The sequence below is a fragment of the Saprospiraceae bacterium genome (assembly GCA_016715965.1).
Lineage (GTDB): Bacteria > Bacteroidota > Bacteroidia > Chitinophagales > Saprospiraceae > Vicinibacter.
Genome location: JADJXG010000001.1, coordinates 1 through 21,040 on the forward strand (window position 1 = coordinate 1; position 21,040 = coordinate 21,040).

At 39.7% G+C, this 21,040-nt stretch carries 18 protein-coding genes, 1 tRNA gene and 1 pseudogene; 11 read left to right on the forward strand and 9 right to left on the reverse strand.

Annotated features, from left to right (window positions below; translation table 11 throughout):
- Window positions 1–19 precede the first annotated feature (19 nt).
- The gene (locus IPM48_00005) at window positions 20–487 is read right to left on the reverse strand and encodes a hypothetical protein (protein MBK9269956.1); all 468 of its coding nucleotides are present in this window, start codon (window positions 485–487) and stop codon (window positions 20–22) included.
- Here IPM48_00005 and IPM48_00010 point away from each other — a divergent pair.
- The 5 genes from IPM48_00010 to IPM48_00030 all read left to right on the forward strand — a co-directional run bounded on the left by IPM48_00010 (window position 477) and on the right by IPM48_00030 (window position 4,067).
- A complete protein-coding gene (locus tag IPM48_00010) occupies window positions 477–1,163 on the forward strand; it encodes an alpha/beta fold hydrolase (protein MBK9269957.1) in 687 nt (228 codons plus the stop codon). The two genes, IPM48_00005 and IPM48_00010, sit on opposite strands and share 11 nt — an antisense overlap.
- Window positions 1,164–1,279: 116 nt before the next feature.
- A complete protein-coding gene (gene trmB, locus IPM48_00015) occupies window positions 1,280–1,984 on the forward strand; it encodes a tRNA (guanosine(46)-N7)-methyltransferase TrmB (protein MBK9269958.1) in 705 nt (234 codons plus the stop codon).
- Window positions 1,985–2,092: 108 nt separating this feature from the next.
- Window positions 2,093–2,365, forward strand: a complete 273-nt coding sequence (locus IPM48_00020) for a hypothetical protein (GenBank protein MBK9269959.1) — start codon at window positions 2,093–2,095, stop codon at window positions 2,363–2,365.
- Window positions 2,366–2,422: 57 nt separating this feature from the next.
- A complete protein-coding gene (locus IPM48_00025; protein MBK9269960.1) occupies window positions 2,423–2,572 on the forward strand; it encodes a hypothetical protein in 150 nt (49 codons plus the stop codon).
- Between the two features lie 313 nt (window positions 2,573–2,885).
- Complete coding sequence (locus IPM48_00030) at window positions 2,886–4,067, forward strand: T9SS type A sorting domain-containing protein (GenBank protein MBK9269961.1); 1,182 nt, start codon at window positions 2,886–2,888, stop codon at window positions 4,065–4,067.
- Window positions 4,068–4,321: 254 nt separating this feature from the next.
- On the opposite strand, the gene IPM48_00035 is transcribed toward IPM48_00030, so the two are convergent.
- Window positions 4,322–4,392: transfer RNA gene (locus IPM48_00035), tRNA-Cys, on the reverse strand.
- 115 nt (window positions 4,393–4,507) lie between these two features.
- On the opposite strand from IPM48_00035, the gene IPM48_00040 reads away from it, so the two are divergent.
- The 4 genes and pseudogenes from IPM48_00040 to IPM48_00055 all read left to right on the forward strand — a co-directional run bounded on the left by IPM48_00040 (window position 4,508) and on the right by IPM48_00055 (window position 9,881).
- Window positions 4,508–5,563 carry a hypothetical protein gene (locus IPM48_00040; GenBank protein MBK9269962.1) on the forward strand — a complete coding sequence of 352 codons (1,056 nt, stop codon included), beginning with the start codon at window positions 4,508–4,510 and terminating at the stop codon, window positions 5,561–5,563.
- A gap of 156 nt (window positions 5,564–5,719) precedes the next feature.
- Window positions 5,720–7,060, forward strand: a complete 1,341-nt coding sequence (locus tag IPM48_00045) for a hypothetical protein (GenBank protein ID MBK9269963.1) — start codon at window positions 5,720–5,722, stop codon at window positions 7,058–7,060.
- Window positions 7,057–8,283, forward strand: a complete 1,227-nt coding sequence (gene lysA / locus IPM48_00050; GenBank protein MBK9269964.1) for a diaminopimelate decarboxylase — start codon at window positions 7,057–7,059, stop codon at window positions 8,281–8,283. The genes IPM48_00045 and lysA overlap by 4 nt, the downstream gene beginning before the upstream one ends.
- 429 nt (window positions 8,284–8,712) lie before the next feature.
- Window positions 8,713–9,881 (forward strand): annotated as a pseudogene (locus tag IPM48_00055) (DUF3179 domain-containing protein).
- 104 nt (window positions 9,882–9,985) lie between these two features.
- Here IPM48_00055 and IPM48_00060 read toward each other — a convergent pair.
- The 6 genes from IPM48_00060 to folE form a co-directional block, all read right to left on the reverse strand.
- Window positions 9,986–10,729: a hypothetical protein gene (locus IPM48_00060; protein ID MBK9269965.1), complete on the reverse strand. Its 744-nt coding sequence runs from the start codon at window positions 10,727–10,729 to the stop codon at window positions 9,986–9,988.
- Window positions 10,730–10,748: 19 nt separating this feature from the next.
- Window positions 10,749–11,753 carry an ABC-F family ATP-binding cassette domain-containing protein gene (locus IPM48_00065; GenBank protein ID MBK9269966.1) on the reverse strand — a complete coding sequence of 335 codons (1,005 nt, stop codon included), beginning with the start codon at window positions 11,751–11,753 and terminating at the stop codon, window positions 10,749–10,751.
- 134 nt (window positions 11,754–11,887) lie between these two features.
- Window positions 11,888–12,646, reverse strand: coding sequence for an ABC-F family ATP-binding cassette domain-containing protein (locus tag IPM48_00070; protein ID MBK9269967.1), 759 nt, complete (start codon window positions 12,644–12,646; stop codon window positions 11,888–11,890).
- A gap of 38 nt (window positions 12,647–12,684) precedes the next feature.
- Complete coding sequence (locus IPM48_00075; protein ID MBK9269968.1) at window positions 12,685–13,248, reverse strand: YqgE/AlgH family protein; 564 nt, start codon at window positions 13,246–13,248, stop codon at window positions 12,685–12,687.
- Window positions 13,245–14,132, reverse strand: a complete 888-nt coding sequence (gene fabD / locus IPM48_00080; GenBank protein MBK9269969.1) for an ACP S-malonyltransferase — start codon at window positions 14,130–14,132, stop codon at window positions 13,245–13,247. Before fabD ends, IPM48_00075 begins: the two co-directional genes overlap by 4 nt.
- Window positions 14,132–14,713 carry a GTP cyclohydrolase I FolE gene (gene folE / locus IPM48_00085; GenBank protein MBK9269970.1) on the reverse strand — a complete coding sequence of 194 codons (582 nt, stop codon included), beginning with the start codon at window positions 14,711–14,713 and terminating at the stop codon, window positions 14,132–14,134. Before folE ends, fabD begins: the two co-directional genes overlap by 1 nt.
- Before the next feature lie 144 nt (window positions 14,714–14,857).
- Between folE and IPM48_00090 the strand changes: the two genes are divergently transcribed.
- Entirely contained in the window at window positions 14,858–15,928 is a 1,071-nt protein-coding gene (locus IPM48_00090) for a sensor histidine kinase (protein MBK9269971.1), read from the forward strand.
- Window positions 15,918–16,640, forward strand: a complete 723-nt coding sequence (locus tag IPM48_00095; GenBank protein MBK9269972.1) for a response regulator transcription factor — start codon at window positions 15,918–15,920, stop codon at window positions 16,638–16,640. The genes IPM48_00090 and IPM48_00095 overlap by 11 nt, the downstream gene beginning before the upstream one ends.
- 112 nt (window positions 16,641–16,752) lie before the next feature.
- On the opposite strand, the gene IPM48_00100 is transcribed toward IPM48_00095, so the two are convergent.
- Window positions 16,753–21,036 carry a T9SS type A sorting domain-containing protein gene (locus IPM48_00100; protein ID MBK9269973.1) on the reverse strand — a complete coding sequence of 1,428 codons (4,284 nt, stop codon included), beginning with the start codon at window positions 21,034–21,036 and terminating at the stop codon, window positions 16,753–16,755.
- Window positions 21,037–21,040: the final 4 nt, after the last annotated feature.

Sequence of the window (21,040 nt, forward strand, 5' to 3'; positions counted from 1 at the left end):
TTCTTTTCGAGAAAAGGAATTACTTTTTGATTTCAATCGACGCACATCGTCCAGGCTGACCATATAAAGTCTGGTTTGCGTACCACTTGTCTGAACCGCATAATTCTGGAAAATAAGGCCATTCTTTGATACAAGGCGCACACCAGGTTGCCCAGAAGTTAAAGATTCGGATGGTATCGTCCTTTTTATCCATTTCCTTCAACAAATCTTTCAACACCAACACTATGGGTTCACGCACCTGACCATTGGCTTTAAAACAGGTAATAGACATCAACAGTATGATCACAATCTGAGTCATCATGAATTTAACGCCTGAAGTTTCAGAATGTTGTTTGCAATAGGACAAGGTTTTATTAATTTTTAATCGTTTAAAAAATCGAATGCTTCGAAAATTTTCAAATGGCAAAAGTAAATTGGCGAATCGACAAGTATCTGATTGATGGATAAAATATATACCTTCGCACTTATTGGATATGATGTCTTCCATCAGTAAATTTTTGTATATTTTCCTGGCCATTGTCATTCTGTATATGGTGGGAATTTTCTTTATTTATATTTTTATTGATTTCATTGTGTTTTCACCGACCAAACACGGACCAAATTATAAGTATACATTCACTCATCCGTATAAAGAAATCAAACTGGATCATCCCAATGGTCAAAAAATCAATATTCTTCAGTTTGAGAGCAAGATTCCCACCAAATCATATCTGATTTTTCTACACGGAAGTAACAAAAGCGCCGATTACTGGGCTGCCCAGGTGCCTTTTTTTACCAACAGAGGTTTTCGTGTAATTATGCCAGATTATCGCGGGTATGGAAAATCACAAGGCCATCCAACAGAAATTGGGCTATATGAAGATGGTCAAATTGTCATGGGATGGCTAAAAGGTCAGACTACAGAGGATAGTATACTCATTTACGGAGTTGATTTTGGAGCAACAGTTGCCGCCTATATTTCAACCATCAGTCCCTGCAGGCAAGTTATTCTTGACAATCCTGTGTATAGCCTTAGGTCCTGGATGAGAACCAGATTTCCATTGCTGATTTTACCTTATGAATTAAAATACGATTTCAATACATTTGAGTTTATTCCCAATATTATTAGTCCAATGACGATTTTTTATACAAAGAACAACCCGTTTCACAAAAAGAGGAACTGAAAAATATGGTAGGCTTACTAAGGGATCCAGGCACCGTCATTTGGTTGGAAAACGGAGGTCAAGAGGACCTGGATTTTATTCAATATTTTGACCAGATAAGTAAGAACTATTAGAACATGGTGAAACGCTCAAAACTTGAAAAATTTGCAGCCAATCTAGGCTTTACAAATGTATTTGAAAATTTCAATTTTCAAAACCCAAGTTTACATCAATCCCTTCATGAGGAAGTAGAACTGAAAGGAAAATGGCGCGCCAATCATTTTATGAACAATGATCCATTGATTTTAGAATTGGCCTGCGGAAGGGGAGAATATTGTCTTGGACTCGCAGCCATGTATCCAAACAAAAACTATATTGGGGTTGACATAAAAGGAGCCAGAATTTGGAAAGGGGCCTCTACCGCATTGGCGAAACGATTGGATAATATTGCATTTTTAAGAACTAAAATTGAATTAATTGGGCATTTTTTTGAAGAAGAGGAAATTTCAGAAATATGGATTACATTTCCTGATCCTTTTCCAAGGCCCAGCAAATCAAACAGGCGGCTCACTTCTCCAATATTTCTAGACCACTATTCCAAAGTCCTGGAAGATGGAGCCTATTTACATTTGAAAACAGATGATCCGGGATTGTATGTATTTAGTTTGCAAACCATTCAGTCCCATCCAAACTATACCGTATTGTATCATGATGATGACATCTATGGCAAAACACTCCCCTACCCTGAATTAGAAATTAAAACCTACTATGAGAATATCCATTTGGATCTCGGCAAAAAGATTAAGTACATCAGAGCGAGGCACCATAAACAATACAGATAGAAGAATTAAAATCTTAAATTTCAAGTGAATATAAGATTGTTTCCAAATTAAGAATTTGAACAGGAAGTCGTAAATAAATAATAAATTTGTTTCCAAATCAATTGGAAATTGAAATCGAATGATAGTTTGGAGGGTGATTTATTTTGGTTACGACTGATCATTCCATCCATGGTACAATTATCAAGATGTTTCTTTTTTGTCGCTATTTTTTCTCTCAGTTTAACCCATCCAATATATAGCCAACAAAACTACACTCTATTGGATTCTGCTCTTATCTATGAGAAGCTAGATCAAGCCGATGATTTGGATTTTAATGGTGAATTGGACAGCGCCCTGGCAATCGTTGAGTGGGTCGATAAGTTCTCAAGAAGCAAAATATGAGCAGAGGGCTTGGCTATGCTCAATTAAAAAAAAGCAGATCTGCTTCTCAAAAAATCCATGTACCCTCAAATTAGCGGGCTGTTGGATGAGGGTTACCATATTGGAAGTATCTTAAAGGACAGCCTTATGATGGGACTATCCCTCACCCAGAGGGCCCAATTCTACAAAGCAAAAGGTGATATGGAAAATTCCATCTCTTCAGCATAATCACAATTGCTTCTCCTAAAAAATGATTTAAGCGGTTTGTTCTTTATTGACAGAAAGTCGAGATTGGATTTGATCTTGTTCAAGATATTAATTGTATCATTCTACAAATTTATCTTAGATTTGTGTACCATTTTCTTGTACCATCTCGGAGCGATTTATATTAAATTTAAGCTGAATTCATTTGGTTTTGGATAAAATTTGTGAATTTCCAATTCATTCTTTGTAAATTCAACTTACAAACTATTTGAATACATGGGAATAATTCTTCAAATAAAGTGTCTAAATTTTATTGTTAACGAATAAATCAAAAACGATGAAAAATTCATTGATTAAAACAGCCATCTGTTTGAGCCTATTCATTAGTATCGGATTCAACATGAAAGCCCAGGGTAAATACATTCTAGCCCAAAACAATCCATTTGCCTTGGTTAACTTGAGCAATTTTGCATCACCGGCCCTTGGAGACATTGACAATGATGGCGACCTGGACCTTTTTGTTGGCCAATACAACTCCAATACCATGTTGTTTTTCCGAAATATTGGTACTGCCAAGATGCCAATATATGAAATGCAATCAGGCCAATTAAATCCAATGAATATCTACTCAAGTAATTCCGGATGCAATGCACCTGCATTGGTAGATATTGATCACGACGGTGATCTTGATGCATTTGTTGGGATTTATACCTATCTTATCCGACACTTGAAAAATGTTGGGAATGCCAATGAACCAGATTTTATTTGGCCCAGTCCTATGGATCATCCATTGGATAAAGTGATGACGGAAGGGATTTGCAGTTTTCCAGCATTTGTGGATATCGATAATGACATGGATGATGATGTGTTTATCTCCGATGGGAATGGAAGTATTCTATTTTATAGAAACATTGGAAATAAGACATCCCCTAACTTTGATTTGGATACCATGAATAATCCATTCATAAATGTAAATCTTACAGCAAGAACGAAAATTGCTTTTCATGATATAAACGGTGATGGATTGATCGATGCTGTAATTAGCCATGATGCCACAATACCTGAATTATTGTATTTCGAAAACACCGGATCAATAACAAATGCTTCTTTTGAGCAAATGACAGGAACGTCTAATCCATTCGACGGAATTACAGGACCAGTGGCCCTTGTACCGGCATTTGCAGATATCGATGGGGATGGTGACAAGGATTTGGTACTTGGCACAAATCAAAGAATCAGGCTTTATGAAGCAGTAAGTTCTTCCGGCACCAACTCTTATGACAAATACGCCAACTGCAAAATTTATCCCAATCCCAGTAACGGACTTTTAACTGTTACCAATTTACCCTTCGGTTCTACTTTAAAAGTGGTGGACATAACCGGAAAGGTGCATTATAATGCAATAACTAAAAGCGAGGATGAAATAATTGACACCTCAACTTTTATGAATGGTGTGTACAGTATCCGGATTGAAAACAACGGAACCTTGTACAACGAAAAACTTTTAGTTAGCAAGTAATTTTATTTAGGCATAAAAGACTTATATCATGTAAATTTTAATGTTTTATAACAAAACAGTTGGTCTCATTTTTGGGGAGTATTACAAATATCTTCATTTTTGTTAAAAGAGCATAGTTCAGGATTGAGTTGCTGCAGTTTTTCAAAATTATATATGAATTTCAAAAAATCAAACCGAAACTTTATTTACAGAAGCAGGAACATATCATAAAAAAAATCCCTTTATCTATTCAGATAAAGGGAAATAAATTGTTGAGGTCGAGAGCGGATTCGAACCGCTGTACAAGGTTTTGCAGACCTCTACCTAGCCACTCGGTCACTCGACCATAAGGGACGGCAAATGTAGAGCTTTTATTGGAAATCCTAAGTGTGGAATATAAAAAAATAAGGATTTTTTGTCTAAAATGAGCCCTCACTTCACCATTCCATTAATTTTGACCCATGAAATCCGAACTCGAATATCTTGATCTCTTGAAAGAATTTTGCCTGATTGTCCGGGCTCCGGGAAGGATTAACCTCATCGGCGAACACACCGATTATAATCAGGGGCTTTGTATGCCCGCGACCATCAACCGGTATATTTATCTTGGCATAAACCATTCAAAAAAATGGAGCTTTCAAGCCATCGACACCCTTGAAACTTGGGTTGAAGGTCAAAATTGGACCCCGGATTGGTTGGTGTACTTTAATGGTGTCATCCAACTCGCAACCGAAAAGAACTTACCGACCAGTCCATTAAGCTTGGCATTTGGGGGCAATCTTCCGGTAGGCGCTGGCCTATCTTCCTCTTCTTCAATTTGTTGCGGATTTTGTTACGCCTTGAACACGCAATTCAACTGGCAGATGGATTTGTCTAGTTTGACCCAATTTGCCGTACAAGCTGAAAGACGATCCGGCCTGGAAGGTGGAATGATGGATCAGATCAGTATTCTGAATGGCAAGAAAGCTTGTGCTTTGCTTATCGATTGTAAAGACTGGACATTTACCAACTTTCCCATGACATTGCCAGACCATAGCTGGCTGATTGTCGATACCAAAATCAAGCATAAATTGGTGGATACTGATTACAATACAAGAAGCCAAACTTGTCGGCAAATTTTGATAAAACTGCAAGAAAAAGGAATATCCATTGGAGCCCTGGGTGAAGTAGATGACCGCCAATTGGCTCTGGCAAAAAATTTACTTACGGAAGAACAATTTCTATTGTTGAAATATCAGGTCGAAGAAAATGAAAGGGTCAAAAAATTTGCACACGCACTTATCAACAAGGATGCGATTGAATTAGGCCACATTTTATTGGAAGGCCATAGAGGACTGAGGGATTTGTACAAAGTATCCTGTGATGAATTGGATTTTCTGGTTGATTTTGCAAACAAGGATCCAAGGGCTGAAGGGGCCAGAATGATGGGAGGTGGATTTGGCGGAAGTTCCATTCATTTGGTAAAAATAATACCTTGGACGCTTATCGATCCGACATCGCAGAAGCTTATCAGCTGAAGTTCGGGATACATGCAGATATCTTTGAAGCGGAAGCATCAGATGGTCTTATACGCTTGAAATAAGAAATTTTTAAAGAATGGCTTTATCTTTGCATTTCCAGCAAATCAAATTTCGTAAAAAAAATCTACAATATATATTCTTATCCTCCATCAAATGCGGTTTCAAAATAAAATTATTCTTGCAGTCTTTGTTTCCCTGGTCCACAGTTGTTCACTCTGGTCAGCAGCCACTGCCGCCCTTCAAGAAGATTGGATGATCACAGAATCAAAACTTAAAAAAATCTGGCCCAATGCTCAAATAAATCATCTGAACAAATTGGATGGCTACCAGACAGCCTGGGAAATTTTAGTGCCACAGAAAGTAAATCACCAAGACGCCAGCAGTCCGATTTTTTATCAACGGATATACATAGACCACAAGAGCCTAAAATCACCAAATGTTTTAGTGACTGAAGGATACCAAATCAATCACCGCATTCATGAGCCCAGTAAAATGTTGGATGCCAATCAAATCACCATAGAATACCGGTATTGCGGACAATCTGTTCCTACCAAATTGGACTGGACTTATTTAAATCATGCCCAAGCCATGCAAGATTTTTATAAAATTCAAAATGAATTAAAAAAAATCTACAAGAAAAAATGGATTGTTACCGGTGTGTCCAAAGGTGGCACTACAGCTGCCATCTATAAATTGCAGTACCCAAAAGCGGTAAAAGCGGCCATGGCTTATGTAGCACCCTTTCCCCTGGCTCAGGAAGACCTTAGGACCATCCGCCATTATCGCCAAAAAGCAGGCACAGAAGCATGCAGAAAAAGAGTTTTCGAATTTCAGAAAATGGTATTTTCAAACCGTGAAAAGCTGGTGCCGCTGATACAAAATCTAGCTAAAAGAGAGGGTGTCACTTTCCCATTGGGTATTGAAAAGACCATAGAATATTGTGCACTGGAATATCCTTTTTCTTTTTGGCAATGGGGAACCGATTGTGAGGAGATTCCGGGAACTGAAGCCAATGCATTGGATATTTTTCATCATCTGGAAGAAATCGTCGATATCAATTTTTATGATTCAAAAACTTACGAACAATTCAAACCAGCCTTCTATCAGTTTATGACTGAATTTGGGTACTATGGTTTTGATACGATCGGTTTAAGTCAATATTTACTTTTTGAAAAGCAACCCAGCAACCTGGTCTTTTGTCCATCAGATGTAGATATCCAATTTAATCCTTCCTTTATGCAAAAAATGGAAGAAAAGGCAAGAACGAATGGCAAGAAAATTATGTACGTGTACGGTGGTCTGGATACATGGACTGCTTGTGGCATCGAACCGGATAAAAGATTGAATGCGCTTCGACTGACACTCGCCGATGGTGGACACCGCACCAAACTCAGAAATTTTTCTGCAGAACAAAAATCAATGGCTGTCCAAAAATTAAAAAATGGACAGGTATTAAAAATATTTCCACACCTCAATAAATACTGCTTGCAATGATTCTTGAAAATGACCAGTATCAAATTCAGGGTTTAGCCCTTCTGGATCTAGTTGAAAAATACGGAACTCCTCTCTATGTCTATGACAGCTCCATGATCAAACGTCAATTGGATCGACTTCACAAGGCTTTTGACGTGCCGCAATTGGATGTACACTTTGCATGCAAGGCATTGAACAATGTCAATATATTAAAGCTGATAAATGGGTGGGGAGCGGGACTTGACACGGTTTCCATCCAGGAAATATGGACCGGTCTCAAAGCCGGGGTGGATCCTTCAAGGATTATCTATACTCCCAATTGTGTCGGAGTGGATGAAATTGAAATGGCCATCGAGCTGGGTGTTCAGATCAACATTGATCACATCGAAACACTGGAATACATAGGACACCATCACCCCAACACCAAAATGTGCATCCGGATTAACCCACATGTGATGGCCGGTGGCAATGAAAATATCAGTGTGGGTCATATTGATAGCAAATTTGGAATCTCTATTTATCAAATGCCACTTGTGGAGAGATTGGTCAAAACGCTTGGCTTAAAAATAAATGGTCTTCACATGCATACCGGATCGGACATTCTGGATGCGGGTGTGTTTAGTTTTGCCTCCGATATTCTTTTTGATGTGGCCAAAAGATTTCCGGATCTTGAATTCCTTGATTTTGGCAGTGGCTTGAAAGTTCCTTACAAGGAAGATGATGTCTATACCGATATTGAAGAATTGGGAGTCATCCTATCCAAAAAATTTAATCAGTTTTGCAAAGAATATGGACGTCCATTAAGTCTTTTCCTGGAGCCCGGAAAGTTTATTGTATCAGAGTGCGGCTTTTTTTTGGTTAAAACCAATGTCATCAAACAAACACCTTCCACGGTGTTTGCCGGTGTGGACAGCGGAATGAATCATTTGATAAGGCCTATGCTCTATAATTCCTACCATCAGATCGTCAATGTGAGCAATCCTACAGGAAAGCCAAGGGTGTACAATGTCGTCGGCTATATCTGTGAAACGGATACCTTTGCCAGCAACAGAGTGGTACCTGAGATTCATGCAGGAGATATCCTCTGTTTTAAAAATGCAGGTGCATACTGTTTTACCATGAGCTCCAATTACAACTCGAGATTCAGGCCTGCAGAAGTACTCATCCATGACGGAAAAGACCTGCTGATCCGTAAAAGAGAGAGCATGGAAGACTTATTAAGGAACCAAATCGAAGTATTGTAATGGAGTCATTTGGATCAATGTCATCTTGATTGCACTCCTGATTGCATCCTTAACTTCATAATCGTTGGTAGTTTTCAGGCTCCAATGATAAAAATGATTCATTTTTTGATACAGCCAATGACACTTTTGATCCATCGTTTGCATACTTTGATACAATTGTTTTGGAAAGACTTTTGAAGATCATTATCTTGTTGCCCGTAAATTATTTTTCAGGCTTGCATTGGAATGAAGCTTTTTACCATCCGCCATGCATTATATGACCAGATTAAAAAAAATAGTATCTTATTCATTTTAATACCCAAAATCAAATAGCGTTACCCGCATCAGGAATATTCAAAAAAATCTCCAGAATCCCAAAAGCAGTTTTCTTTCCACTAAAACCTCAACCTATTTTTACACGATCACAATAATTTGCTGCATCAGTCTATAATGAGAACTTATTACTTTTATTTCGGAGCATTGGGATTCATTTTATTTGAAATTGCCAGGGTATATTTCATAATGCCTTTACCCGGAAGCCAGGAAATGCAAAGCCTTGATTTGGCCTACTTTTTACATCAGTGGAAATGGGTTTTTAGAAGCTTGTTTTTGGCTTTCTTGATGTTAGGATTCTGGCGGACGTTCCAAAAGAAGAAATGGCTGACTGCACTGATTTTGACCATTGCAGTTTTTATTGTCTATCAAAACAATTGGAAAATGTCAGCCGACAAGATGTTTCTGCAGCCGGGCTATCTCAACTTCGCCGATTCCCGAGAAAACATGGTAGATCTTAAAAGAATCGTCATCGGTATCCACCATGAGGGAAAATCAAAAGCTTATCCAATACAATTTCTGGGATATCACCATCAGGTAATCGACCAAATAGCGGATAAAAAATCATGGTAACTTATTGCACGGTTTGCAGGACCGGTAGAATTTTTAAGCCCATCATCCATGGAAAAGAAGAGGTTTTCAGATTGGTAGGCATGGATCATTTCAACGCCATGTTTGAAGATCGGTCGACCAAATCGTGGTGGCGGCAGGCCACAGGAGAAGCCGTGGCTGGACCTTTAAAAGGGATGAAACTCGCAGAAATGGATTACAGCCAAATGACTTTAGAGCAATGGTTGCAAAAATATCCGGATAGTCAGATTATGCAGCCTGACAGCGATTTTACCATTAAATATGATAGTATGTCTAATTTTGAACGAGGTAAATTTTATGGTAAGTTGACCATAAGAGATACCCATTCATGGCAAGATAAGTCTTGGATTATTGGAATATCATTACAAGGCATTTCAAAAGCCTACGATTGGAATGAGCTCTGCCGCGAAAGAATCATTCATGACAGCATTGAAAACATTCCACTCGTGATCGCATTGTCAGAGGATCAACACAGTTTCGTGGTTTACCAAAGAAAACACAAGCATCAAATTTTAAAAATGAAGGGTGACAGCTTGGTCTCAGAATACGAGCGTTACGATTTTTTCGGAAATTCAGGAGACAGTAATTCGAACAATCTGAGGTCAATTAATGCATCACAGGAATATTGGCACAGCTGGAAGTATTTTCATCCAAATACCCTGCAATTTTATTTTACCGAGATTAGGGAAAGATAAATTTCAATCACCTCCTATTCAAAAGATTTAAATGTTGTATCCTCAAAAAAACACATTGAAACAGATCCAATTTTTCTAAACAAGGGTAAATGGATCTCTGTCTTTTAAAAGGGATATGCTTTCCTGAAAGCCTTTAATTTTTCTTTTGAAAGTACAGTTGTCCTGATCCCGGTTTCAGATCCCAAATCCAATATTCTGGTGCCTTCGAAATTCCAAACTCCTGAATCTCCTGAATATTCTATTTGATTGCCATCTATACCAAGTCCATTGACCCCAACCGCGTAACACACATTTTCAATACTTCTGGCAGTCAGCAAACTCAACCAGGCTTGTCTTCTTTTTGCCGGGAACTGCGCTACTCCGATCAGGAGCTCAATGTCATCTACATTGCGCAACCAAACTGGAAATCTCAAATCATAACAAATAAATGGCATTATTTTCCAATCCCTAAATTCAAAAACCAATTTTGAAGCCCCTTTTGAATAATGTAAATGTTCATTGGCCAAAGTGAATAAATGCACCTTGTCGTAATACAAAATGCTTCGATCGGGAAACGCGCAAATACACCTATTATAGTACTTTCCGCCATCTTTGATGATCAAACTTCCCATCACCAGGGCATGATGATGATTGGCCAGGACCTGCATCCAACGGACGGTAGGTCCATCCATTGACTCTGCCAATCTTGCACTGTCCATACTAAAGCCGGTTGAAAACATCTCACAAAAAACGATCACATCCGTTGACAAGTCTGGCGATTGAATCAATTGGTCCATGGACAAAATGGTTCCTGCCGGGTCTTCCCACCGAATTGGATTTTGAATCAATGTGACTCTAAGGTCATTCATTTTTATACCATTTCATTTTTTAGACCATTTGCTCCATCACCTGCTCCCATTCTTTTGTTAGTGAATTAAGCTTGGTCTTATCAAGTTTATACTGACTCATGGTTTCGTTGTAGGCTTTGGATTGATAAAACTCTGGATCAGCCATTTTGATTTCGCATTCTTTGATTTTAAATTCCAGTTGCTCGATCTGCCTCTCAATTGACTTAATTTTTTTCTGCAAATTTTTTTGCTCATCAGGATTGAGTTGGACAGGTTTGTGAAGCTTTTGGGTCTGGATCTGCGCAGCAGTTTGAAATGACTGGAGGATGTCCTCTGAATCCATTTTCTCCAAAAAATAATCAATGTCACCTTCGAAAACCCTTATTTTTTGATGGGCAAAGTAAATGGTTTTCTCCGCCAATCCGCGCAAGAACTCCCTATCGTGCGAGACGATGATGACGGTCCCATTGTAGTTTTTGATGGCTTCTTTCAGTGCCTCTTTCGATGGGATGTCGAGGTGGTGTGTTGGCTCATCGAGGATCAATAGATTATGCGGTTGGACCAGTAAAGTCGCCAATCGCAATCTCGACTTTTCACCACCGCTCAGCACCTTTACTTTTTTGTCCACATCCTTTCCCTGAAAACCCAGACCACCCAAAATGGTCCTTACCATCGGCCTCGCCTCCGGAATAGAAGCATCTTCCAAGGTTTGCAGGATGGTGAGTCCAGGATCCAATATATCCGTATGTTCTTGTGCATAGTAACCAATCTTGATTTCATGCACCGATTTGATATCACCCTTAGTTGGCAAAAGTTGTCCGGATATCATTTTGACCATGGTACTTTTGCCTTGGCCGTTTTGACCTATAAAGCTGAGCTTCTGACCCCTTTCAACCAACAGATCAACCTGATCAAGGACCAACAAATCTCCATAGGATTTAGATAGTCCGGTTGCCTCAAAAGCGATTCGTCCACCTGGTTTGTAGGCCTGAAACCGAAGACGCATGGCAGCCAGCTCTTCTTCCGGTGCATCTTTGATTTCCATTCGTGCGAGTTCGGATTGCAGTGATTTTGCAAAAGATGCTTTGCTGGCCTTTGCTCTGAATTTATCGATTAACTGTTCTTTCTGCTGGATCAGTTTTTGTTGGGAATTGTACTCGCTTTGCTCAATATCCTTTCTTATTTTTTGTATTCAATAAAAGCAGAATACTTTCCTTTGAAATCATAAATTTTTCCGCGGTCAATTTCGATGATACGGTCTGCAACATTGTCAACAAACATCAAATCATGGGAAATCAGAACCACAGCACCTTCGTAATTCCTGAGATAGGATTCCAGCCATCGGATGGAGATAATGTCCAAATGGTTATTCGGTTCGTCCAGAAGCAAGAGATCCGGATTTGCCAAAAGCAATTTGGCGAGTTCGATTCTCATCCTCCAGCCGCCACTGAACTCATGGGTCGATCTTAGAAAATCTGTTGGTGAAAATCCAAGTCCGGTCAGAATTTTTTCGATCTCTCCATCAATTTTATCTGCATTCAGGTATTCCAATTGATGTTGGACGGTTGTCATTCGATCAATCAAATCAGACATTAGATCATGATCCAGATGATGATCAGAAAGTTTATGCTCGATCTCTGAAAGCTCAGATTGCAACTGAGTAATCATGACCAAAGAACTTTTTATTTCGTCAATGACCGTATTTCCATAATCTTTGGGCAACTCTTGTTTGAGAAAAGCCAGGGTCATTGTCTTTGGTTTTTCGATCACACCAGTATCTGGTGAAAGTTCTCCGGTGAGCACTTTAAAAAGTGTTGATTTACCAGCTCCGTTGCGGCCTGTCAAAGCAAGTTTTTCACCAGCGGTGACCACCATCGATATATCGTCAAAAATGGGTCGTTCTCCGAAACCTAGGTTTAAATTTTGAATTCTTAACAAGGGGAATAATTTAGTATTTTTTGCATGATTGAATCTATCTAATTGAATATATGATCGCCATCCATTTGGCTGATCGCTGACCAGTGTTCCCCTTTGTCATTCATCATCATTTTCCAAAGGTCCAGTTTGTATTTTTTAAATAAGTAGTTGGTGTCCATTTGCGAAAGAACCCATGATTTTTCGGCAATTTCTCCTTGCAACTGATCGGCCGACCATCCGCTGTATCCCATAAAGAACCGAATGTTATCAGGGAGGATCAATTTTTGTTCAATTAAAAATTTCAAAGCATCAAAATCACCACCCCAATAAATACCAGGACACACTTTGATGGAGTCCTCTAACAATTCTCCAACGTTGTGCAAATAATGCAAGGTATTGGGAGAAACCGGCCCCCCTTCAAAAACTGGTGCGTCGAAATCTCCGATGTCTTCGATAAAATCAGAAAATTTCATTCCTGTACTGCGATTGAGAACAAATCCAACGGTACCGTCTTCTATGGTATGATCAACAATCAGGACCACGGTCCTTTTGAAATTGGGATCCAGCATGAATGGATCAGACAGCAATACCGAACCAGTTTTTATTTCGTGAGATGAATTCATAAAGTACTTACCGGGATATTGCGATCAATTCTTTTTAAAAAACCTGAAAGAACAGTACCGTTTCCTCCCACCTCAACAAATGAACTTATGCCATCTGAAATCATATTTTGCATAATCTGCGTCCATCTGACAGGAGCAGTAAGTTGGCTGATCAGATTGGCTTTTATGGTTTCCGGATCTGAATGTGGTCTGGCGTCAACATTTTGATAAACCGGGCAGGAGGGAGTTTTGAAATTTAACTGGTGGATGGCTGTTTCCAATTGTTTTTTGGCCGGTTCCATCAATGGAGAATGGAAGGCCCCGCCCACCTGAAGCAATATAAACCGTTTGGCACCAGCCTCCATTAGTTTTGCCTCTGCCAACTTCAGGCCAGCCAAACTACCAGATATGACCAATTGTCCGGGACAGTTGTAATTGGCTGGAATCACTATTTCTTCTGTAATCCCATGGCAAATTTCCTCGATTTGTTCGTCTGTCAAGCCGACAATGGCTGCCATGGATCCAGGATTTTGATCGCAGGCCAATTGCATTGCTTCTGCTCTGGTCTTTACGAGGGCTAAACCATCTAAAAAGTCAATCACTCCAGCTGCGACCAATGCAGAAATTTCTCCCAAAGAGTGTCCGGCCACCGCAGACGGCAAAAGCTCATTTGCCTTTGATCTGAGCGAAATAATGGAGTGAAGAAAAACGGAGGGCTGGGTAATACTGGTTTGTTTCAGTTGCTCTTCGTTGCCTGAAAACATCACTTCGCTTATTTTATAGCCTAAAAACTCGTCTGCCAAGTCAAACATGCTTTTGGACTTCGGGTCATTTTCATAAAGATCTTTTCCCATGCCTACAAACTGACTTGCCTGGCCTGGAAAAATAAAAGCCTGATTATTCATCACTTATAATGTTTTCCGAGTAATGTCAAAAATTCATTTCGGGTCTCAAAGGTCTTAAAAACTCCTGTAAAAGCCGATGAAGTTGTCAAACTATTTTGTTTTTGGACTCCTCTCATCATCATGCACATGTGTTGTGCTTCCATCACAATGGCTACGCCGTGGGGTTTTAAGGTATCGTCCAGTGCATTTAGAATTTCTATGGTCAATCTCTCCTGCACTTGCAACCTTCTCGAGAAAACATCCACCAATCTTGGGATTTTACTCAAGCCAACAATTTTGCCATTGGGTATGTAGGCGATGTGGGCATGACCAAAAAAAGGCAACATGTGATGCTCACACAAGGAATAAAACTCGATGTCTTTGACCAAGACCATTTCACTGTATTCTTCTGTAAACAATGCAGATCGTAGGATTGCCACCGGATCTTTCTGGTATCCTTCGGTCAAGAACTCGATTGCCTTTGCCGCCCGTTGAGGTGTCCTCAAAAGGCCCTCCCTATTCGGGTTTTCACCCATGGATTCAAGGATTTCCCGGTATAGATGGACCAGATTTTGATTTTTCAAAACTTGATTTTCTTCCATAATTTTCAAAATGGTTTCATCAAAACGTTCCTTGCTGCTTATAGTTTAGGAAAATTCCCATTTTCGGGTTGGTCAGAATTATTTCAGTTCTGATCGAAAAATTTGGGGTCATAATTCGACAGTTTATTTACTTTGCATGGATTCATGAATGATATCAGTGGAATAGAACTCAAACAACAAGTCAGCCACCGAAAATGGGCAAGGTTGCTATTCTGGAGTCTGTTTTTTATAAGCATTCTTTCCATCAGTCCATCCAGCTGGTCGCTGGCCCATAAAATCATGTGGGCACTCTGCATTGAGATTGCCTTTATACTTTCCGTATATCTAAATCTCAGGTATTTCGCCAGCGGATTGTTGGCCGATCAACATTTGGTACCTTACATTGCCAAATTAATTGGCCTCTCCTTATTGCTCACTCCCCTATTGATGTTTGCCAATCAATATTTTTGCAGACTTTATGTCGAGCCTAGTCCAGCTTGGCTCAAAGACCCAAAGGTGAACTTTTTGAGTATGTTCATCATCACTGCCTTTTCCACCATTGTGAGAGTGCCATTGGATTGGATAAAAATTCAAAAAGAAAAAAAAGAGCTCATTACGAAGAATGTTCAAACGGAATTGCAATTTCTAAAAAACCAAATCAACCCACATTTCTTATTTAATACCCTTAACAATCTATACGCGCTCACTCTTAAAAAATCAGATTATGCACCTGAGGTTGTATTGAAACTTTCAGACATGATGCGATACATGCTCTATGAGTGCAATGAAAAGTGGGTGAGTTTGTCAAAGGAAATCCAATACATCAAAAACTATGTAGAGCTCGAACGAATCAGATTGAGTAAACAAGCCGATATCACAGTGGAAACAGAAGGAGAACCAGAAGGTATTTATGTCGCTCCTCTGCTTTTCATTCCTTTTATAGAGAACAGCTTCAAACATGGTCTAAAAACAAGTCTTGATGGCGCATACATCAAGGCAAAGTTTATCATTAGAAGTGAGACGGTCGAATTTATTGTTCGAAATTCAAAATCTCAAATGATGCCAGGTTTTGCCAAAAAACACAAAGTGGGCGGAATAGGTCTGACCAATGTGCGCAAAAGACTAGAACTACTGTATCCGGATTTACACCAATTAAAAACTGAAGAATCCCCGGATGCTTATGAAATTCATTTGTTTTTATTTTTAAAACCAAATTCAGAAAAAAATGAAAATTAAAACGATCATCGTTGATGACGAACCGTTGGCAGTTGAAATACTGGAAGCTTATGTCCAAAAAATTCCAGAATTGGAATTGGTGGCAACTTGCAACAATGCCATTGAAGCTAATCAGATCCTCGCTAAACACAAAATTGAATTGATGTTTCTGGACATTGAAATGCCGGTCATGCGAGGTACTGATTTTTTAAAAACATTGGACGATGCTCCAAAAGTAATTTTTACGACTGCCTATCCGGAGTTTGCTGTGGAAGGATTTGAATTGAATGCCTTGGACTATTTGTTAAAACCCATTTCATTTGAACGATTTGTGAAGTCGGTCAACAAGGCCATAAAATCTTTTGACCAAACTACAGAACCCGCAAAAGTAGTCGAAGGAAAACCTGAATTTATTTTTGTAAAGGCGGATAAAAGATTGGTCAAGGTCAATTTCGATGAAATTCTATTTGTAGAAGGTCTCAAAGATTATGTAATAATCAGAACAGAACAAAATAAAATCATCACCCTACAGACGATGAAAAGTCTGGAAGAGAAACTTCCCACCCAGACCTTTCTCAGAATACACCGATCTTATATTATCAATTTGGATAGAATCCATGCGCTTGCTACCGGCTCGGTCGAAATCCTGGAAAAGGGTCAGATTAAAAACATACCCGTGGGCGCCAATTACAAGGAAGTCCTGGAGACCATTATTCATAGTAAAAAACTCTAGTTTATCTATTTCATCTGAGTCGGGTTTCAATCAGAATGATAATTAACCCTTATAAACACAAAATGCCTCCCAAATTTGGAAGGCATTTGTGCAAACCGATTATTAAAATGTATTATTTTACGATGACCATTTTCCCAGTTGCAGAATGGCCTGCTGTTTCTACTGTATAGTACAACAATCCTGAAGTACCATTTAATTCATCTGTACCTATTGTTAAAGAGTTTAATCCAGTTTTAGCCTGAATTCTTTTCTGAAGGATGAGCCTTCCGGAAAGATCTCTCACTTTGATATCCGCTCCAGCCTCGGCCGCCACCATAAAGGATATGGTGGTTGCTGAAGAAAATGGATTTGGAACATTCTGGTAGAGTTCAAATTTACTGACCAATTGGCCAGAATTTCTGTTTCTAAGTTGAACATCCAAAAGTTCCAACTCTTCGGTGTAAGCTTCTGCCGACATATCGACTCTTCTAATTGAGAGCACTTCAGCTGCTTTTACGGATTTAATACTGCTCGCTTCCAGGTAAAACAATGGTTTATTAGGCTCTGTTGCAATCGCTTCCTCTGCATTCCAGCTGATATTGATAAAATTAGATTCAGTAATGTGAATATTTGATTCATTCAACATAATAGCAGCGGGTCGCACTCCTTTGATTTGGATGTCTTTGGCGTCAAACGCAAGACTCATCTGAAATCCTGCAATTTTCTTCAGAGATGATCCATAGATTGGGATCAGCAATTCTGAAGAAGGTTTGAGACTTTCATCGGACAATTCAAAAATCAAGGAACCGGATGTACGAGGGCTTATTCCCCCAGACAGATTTGTTCTTGCTGTATAATTCAAATCTCCGATTTTCACGGCAAGAAAATCTATAGCAGAAAGATCACCTTGTAAATGATCGATGTGCACATGCTCCTTCCAGCCATTGTTGGTCCATGGATTTGTAGGTTCATCAAAAACGAAATCCTTGTTTACGAATCTCCATGATTTCTGGCCATTGCGGAATTCATCTGTAATCCCAAGAATAAGCTTCCTTAAATCAGAAATGTCTGCAACAGAAATGGAACCTGAGTTATTTGCATCGGCAGCAATGTACTGGAACGGTGATTCGAAATTCTGTTGACCAAGAATATGTCTCTGGATCATCACAATATCCGCAGTGGTAATTCCATTGGCAGCATCATCATTTTTGGAAGGCATCAGATCATAAGAATCTCCGATCGGTAGATCAAGGAAGGTAAAATGACCTGACTCAAGAGTCAGTAAATCTCCCATTTTATGGTTTGACTTGATCAATTCTACCACAGCACCTTTTAGTGGTGCGCTGGTATTAGCGGTCACCAAACCTGAGACCGTGCCACCACTCAATCTGTTTGGACACGCGTTGCCGGCATTGTCCTGCAGGGTTAAAGTTGTTCTGCAAAAATCCTGATTGCCTGCTTCGTCGGTCACATAAATAGTTACGATTGTATCTTTTGATACTCCATTGGGAATATCTGCACATCTGAAAATTCTGGTCGAATCATTGACATTAGAACTAAAGGAATATCTCAATCTTCCGGCCGGAGTACAGTTGTCTTCACTTTTCTCATTAAAATCTTTGGCCTTTACAGAAACCATGCCATTGCTTCCCATGATCACGGTAATTAATCCGGACTTACACACAGGAGTAGGATGCTTTATGTCTCTAATGGTAAATAATTTATCGCAGCTAGATGAGTTACCACACAAGTCGCGAACTGTCCATCTGATTTTGTGTGTTCCTATTCGATAGGTGCCTGAGGCATTTCTTCCATTGGCAGTCACATCAACAGAACCATTGTTATCAAAGTCAATGGTATATGACCAAACCAAAAGAGTTGAATCTGTACAATCATCTGTGGCATATCCGATTAAAGTAATCGCTTTTTCACAATTATTGCTCAGTGTGGAATCGGTGGATGGAGCGCAGGTAAAATTAGATAGTGTTGGAGCCGTTGTGTTTCTGACTTTAATCACCTGATTAAATTCCCATACCCCATTTGAGTCCGGATGAGCGACATCGTACTGACACCAATCAATGACCCTCCATTTTCTTAATATTTTGATACATAATCCTTCTACATTGTAGAATTTTTCGTCCTCATAACCTCTGATAATGTTTGCACATGGACGAGGTGACCAGGTTGGGAAACTTCCAATTCTATCCGGATGGGCATCTGCAACCGTACATCCGGAAATGGTTACATCGGCTGCAGGCCATGAAATATTGCCCGCATGGATCGGATTTGGATCAATGATGGTGATACTTTGATAACAAAGATCAAATCTTCCGCCCGGGTCCTCAGCCCTCCAGAGTCTTCTGATCGTACCAGTTGCACATCTAAAGCCAATGGAATCGTCTGTATAGGTAATTTCAAGTCCACCGCAGTTGTCCGTGGCAGTTGCAGTTCCAACAATGGATAAATCATGAATATCTACTGTGCATGCCACAGTGATGTTGGCAGGACAAGTAATATCTGGAGCAATTTTATCTTGTACTGTAACTTGTACCATACAATCGTTGTAATTGCCATTTTTATCAATCACGCGCATAATCACCGTAATTGGGCTCGCTGCTACATCTTCACAACAGAACTTGACAAATGGACTGAATAAAGTATTGCCGGGAACGCCGCAGAGATCCGTCATCCTTCGAACCAAAATAGAATCAACCTCGCAGTTGTCAAAGCTACCCTGATCAAAAGTAGTGGCAAAAACTTTTGCAACACCGCTGTCGCCAAGAGTAACCACAGTATGTTGGTCACAAACTGCAACCGGATCCAGATTATCTTCAATGATAACTTCTACAACGCAACGGGTTTCGTTGCCACATAGATCAGTTACTGTATATCTCACCCAATTGGTATCTGCCGGAAGTCCGGAAATTCTAACACGACCATCACTTAAATAGGTCACTCCGGTTGTTCTGAAATCACCAGCTTCCGGATTTCCATTGGGGTCTGCTTTTTTATAAGACACACTTAAGGTCGTGGCATTGCAGTCATCTATAAAATCGGGTCCGGAAACTATGGCAGTACCTGTACATTCATAATAGTCCATTGGAAAAACCATGAAGTTGGTAGAACATGATATGACAGGTGGTTTGTGATCAGCCACTTTGATCAATTGGTTGCAAGTCAAAATTTCCCCTGAGCACCAATCAAAAATGGTCCAACTTCTAAAAATCTTAAAAGAATTTCCGCAAATCGGAATTTTCAAATCTTTGTAGGTCATTGCAAAATGATCGCAGTTGACATTCAATGGATAACCTGTTCCTAACCAAATAATATTACCATCCTTATCCACATAATCGTAAGGGGATGGATGACCGTTGTCCAATGCATTCCATCCTTTGGGATAAGGCCCGAAGGCAGGTTCCTTGTCATCGCATTCCAACGGTGGATTATCAAAACCATCGTAGTTAAGCGGACATCTGATCTCACCGAAGTCTCCCTGAGTTACATTGATAACCTGTGAGCAGGTTTTTGTATTATTTTTACAATCCTTGGCAATCCATTGTCTGATATATTGAGCATAAACAGGGTTGTTGCAACCGTACTTGGTGTATGTATCATGAAAGCACAATTCCACATCGCAGCACAAATCGAAATTGGTCACAATAAAACAATTGGTCACATTGGGTTTTGGATTTACCACTGCTCCTATAGGCAGTGGATAACCTAAGGTCGCCGGACTGACATCATCGTTACAACTTACAGTGATCGTATCTGCACAAGTCAGATTTGGCAAGAATTTATCTTCTACCTTAATATAACCCCAGCAAGTAATGCCAGTACATACATGTCTTACGTGGACCCTCAACTGCTTGTCAAGATGAACACCGGAAACCAGATTTCCTGGAACCACTGTGCCATTGATATTGTAAACCGTAACTACATAAGAATCCTCCGGATATCTGTTTCCTTCCAGGATTACATTTGGAGTAATAAGAGCAGTACAATTTTCATCTACTGACACATTGACCAAATCATCACAGGCAAGCGCCCAGTCTCCTTCTATCCATACTCTGCGCAATAGGTTGACAACGCCATCTGTTGCTGCAACATAGTATGTGCCGGGTGTGGTTCCCCAAGTAATATTGACGGAGGTAGCAGTGGTAGAGTTAATGGTTCCGCCTCCGCTGGGTAAACTAAAAGTCCATGCTCCGGCAGCCGGAGAGATTGAATAAGTGACATTCGCAGCTCCGGGACAAACGCTTGTATCCGTTGGCGAATTGGCGATCAAAGTTTGGGAATGGAGACTGTTGTTGGTTACCACGAACAGGGCAACTAAAAAAATCAGACTCTTAAATCCAAACCAACTTTGAGTAATCATCGGTTTCATATTTACTTTTTTAAGTTGAATTAAATTTCTCATTTAA

Excerpts from the sequence above, each read along its gene's own strand:
- IPM48_00010 (MBK9269957.1), top strand. The coding sequence starts at position 477 with ATGTCTTCCATCAGTAAATTTTTGTATATTTTCCTGGCCATTGTCATT.
- IPM48_00005 (MBK9269956.1), bottom strand. The coding sequence starts at position 487 with ATGGAAGACATCATATCCAATAAGTGCGAAGGTATATATTTTATCCAT.
- trmB (MBK9269958.1), top strand. The coding sequence starts at position 1,280 with ATGGTGAAACGCTCAAAACTTGAAAAATTTGCAGCCAATCTAGGCTTT.
- IPM48_00025 (MBK9269960.1), top strand. The coding sequence starts at position 2,423 with ATGTACCCTCAAATTAGCGGGCTGTTGGATGAGGGTTACCATATTGGA.
- IPM48_00030 (MBK9269961.1), top strand. The coding sequence starts at position 2,886 with ATGAAAAATTCATTGATTAAAACAGCCATCTGTTTGAGCCTATTCATT.
- IPM48_00040 (MBK9269962.1), top strand. The coding sequence starts at position 4,508 with ATGAAATCCGAACTCGAATATCTTGATCTCTTGAAAGAATTTTGCCTG.
- IPM48_00045 (MBK9269963.1), top strand. The coding sequence starts at position 5,720 with ATGCGGTTTCAAAATAAAATTATTCTTGCAGTCTTTGTTTCCCTGGTC.
- lysA (MBK9269964.1), top strand. The coding sequence starts at position 7,057 with ATGATTCTTGAAAATGACCAGTATCAAATTCAGGGTTTAGCCCTTCTG.
- IPM48_00060 (MBK9269965.1), bottom strand. The coding sequence starts at position 10,729 with ATGAATGACCTTAGAGTCACATTGATTCAAAATCCAATTCGGTGGGAA.
- IPM48_00065 (MBK9269966.1), bottom strand. The coding sequence starts at position 11,753 with ATGGAAATCAAAGATGCACCGGAAGAAGAGCTGGCTGCCATGCGTCTT.
- IPM48_00075 (MBK9269968.1), bottom strand. The coding sequence starts at position 13,248 with ATGAATTCATCTCACGAAATAAAAACTGGTTCGGTATTGCTGTCTGAT.
- fabD (MBK9269969.1), bottom strand. The coding sequence starts at position 14,132 with ATGAATAATCAGGCTTTTATTTTTCCAGGCCAGGCAAGTCAGTTTGTA.
- folE (MBK9269970.1), bottom strand. The coding sequence starts at position 14,713 with ATGGAAGAAAATCAAGTTTTGAAAAATCAAAATCTGGTCCATCTATAC.
- IPM48_00090 (MBK9269971.1), top strand. The coding sequence starts at position 14,858 with ATGAATGATATCAGTGGAATAGAACTCAAACAACAAGTCAGCCACCGA.
- IPM48_00095 (MBK9269972.1), top strand. The coding sequence starts at position 15,918 with ATGAAAATTAAAACGATCATCGTTGATGACGAACCGTTGGCAGTTGAA.
- IPM48_00100 (MBK9269973.1), bottom strand. The coding sequence starts at position 21,036 with ATGAGAAATTTAATTCAACTTAAAAAAGTAAATATGAAACCGATGATT.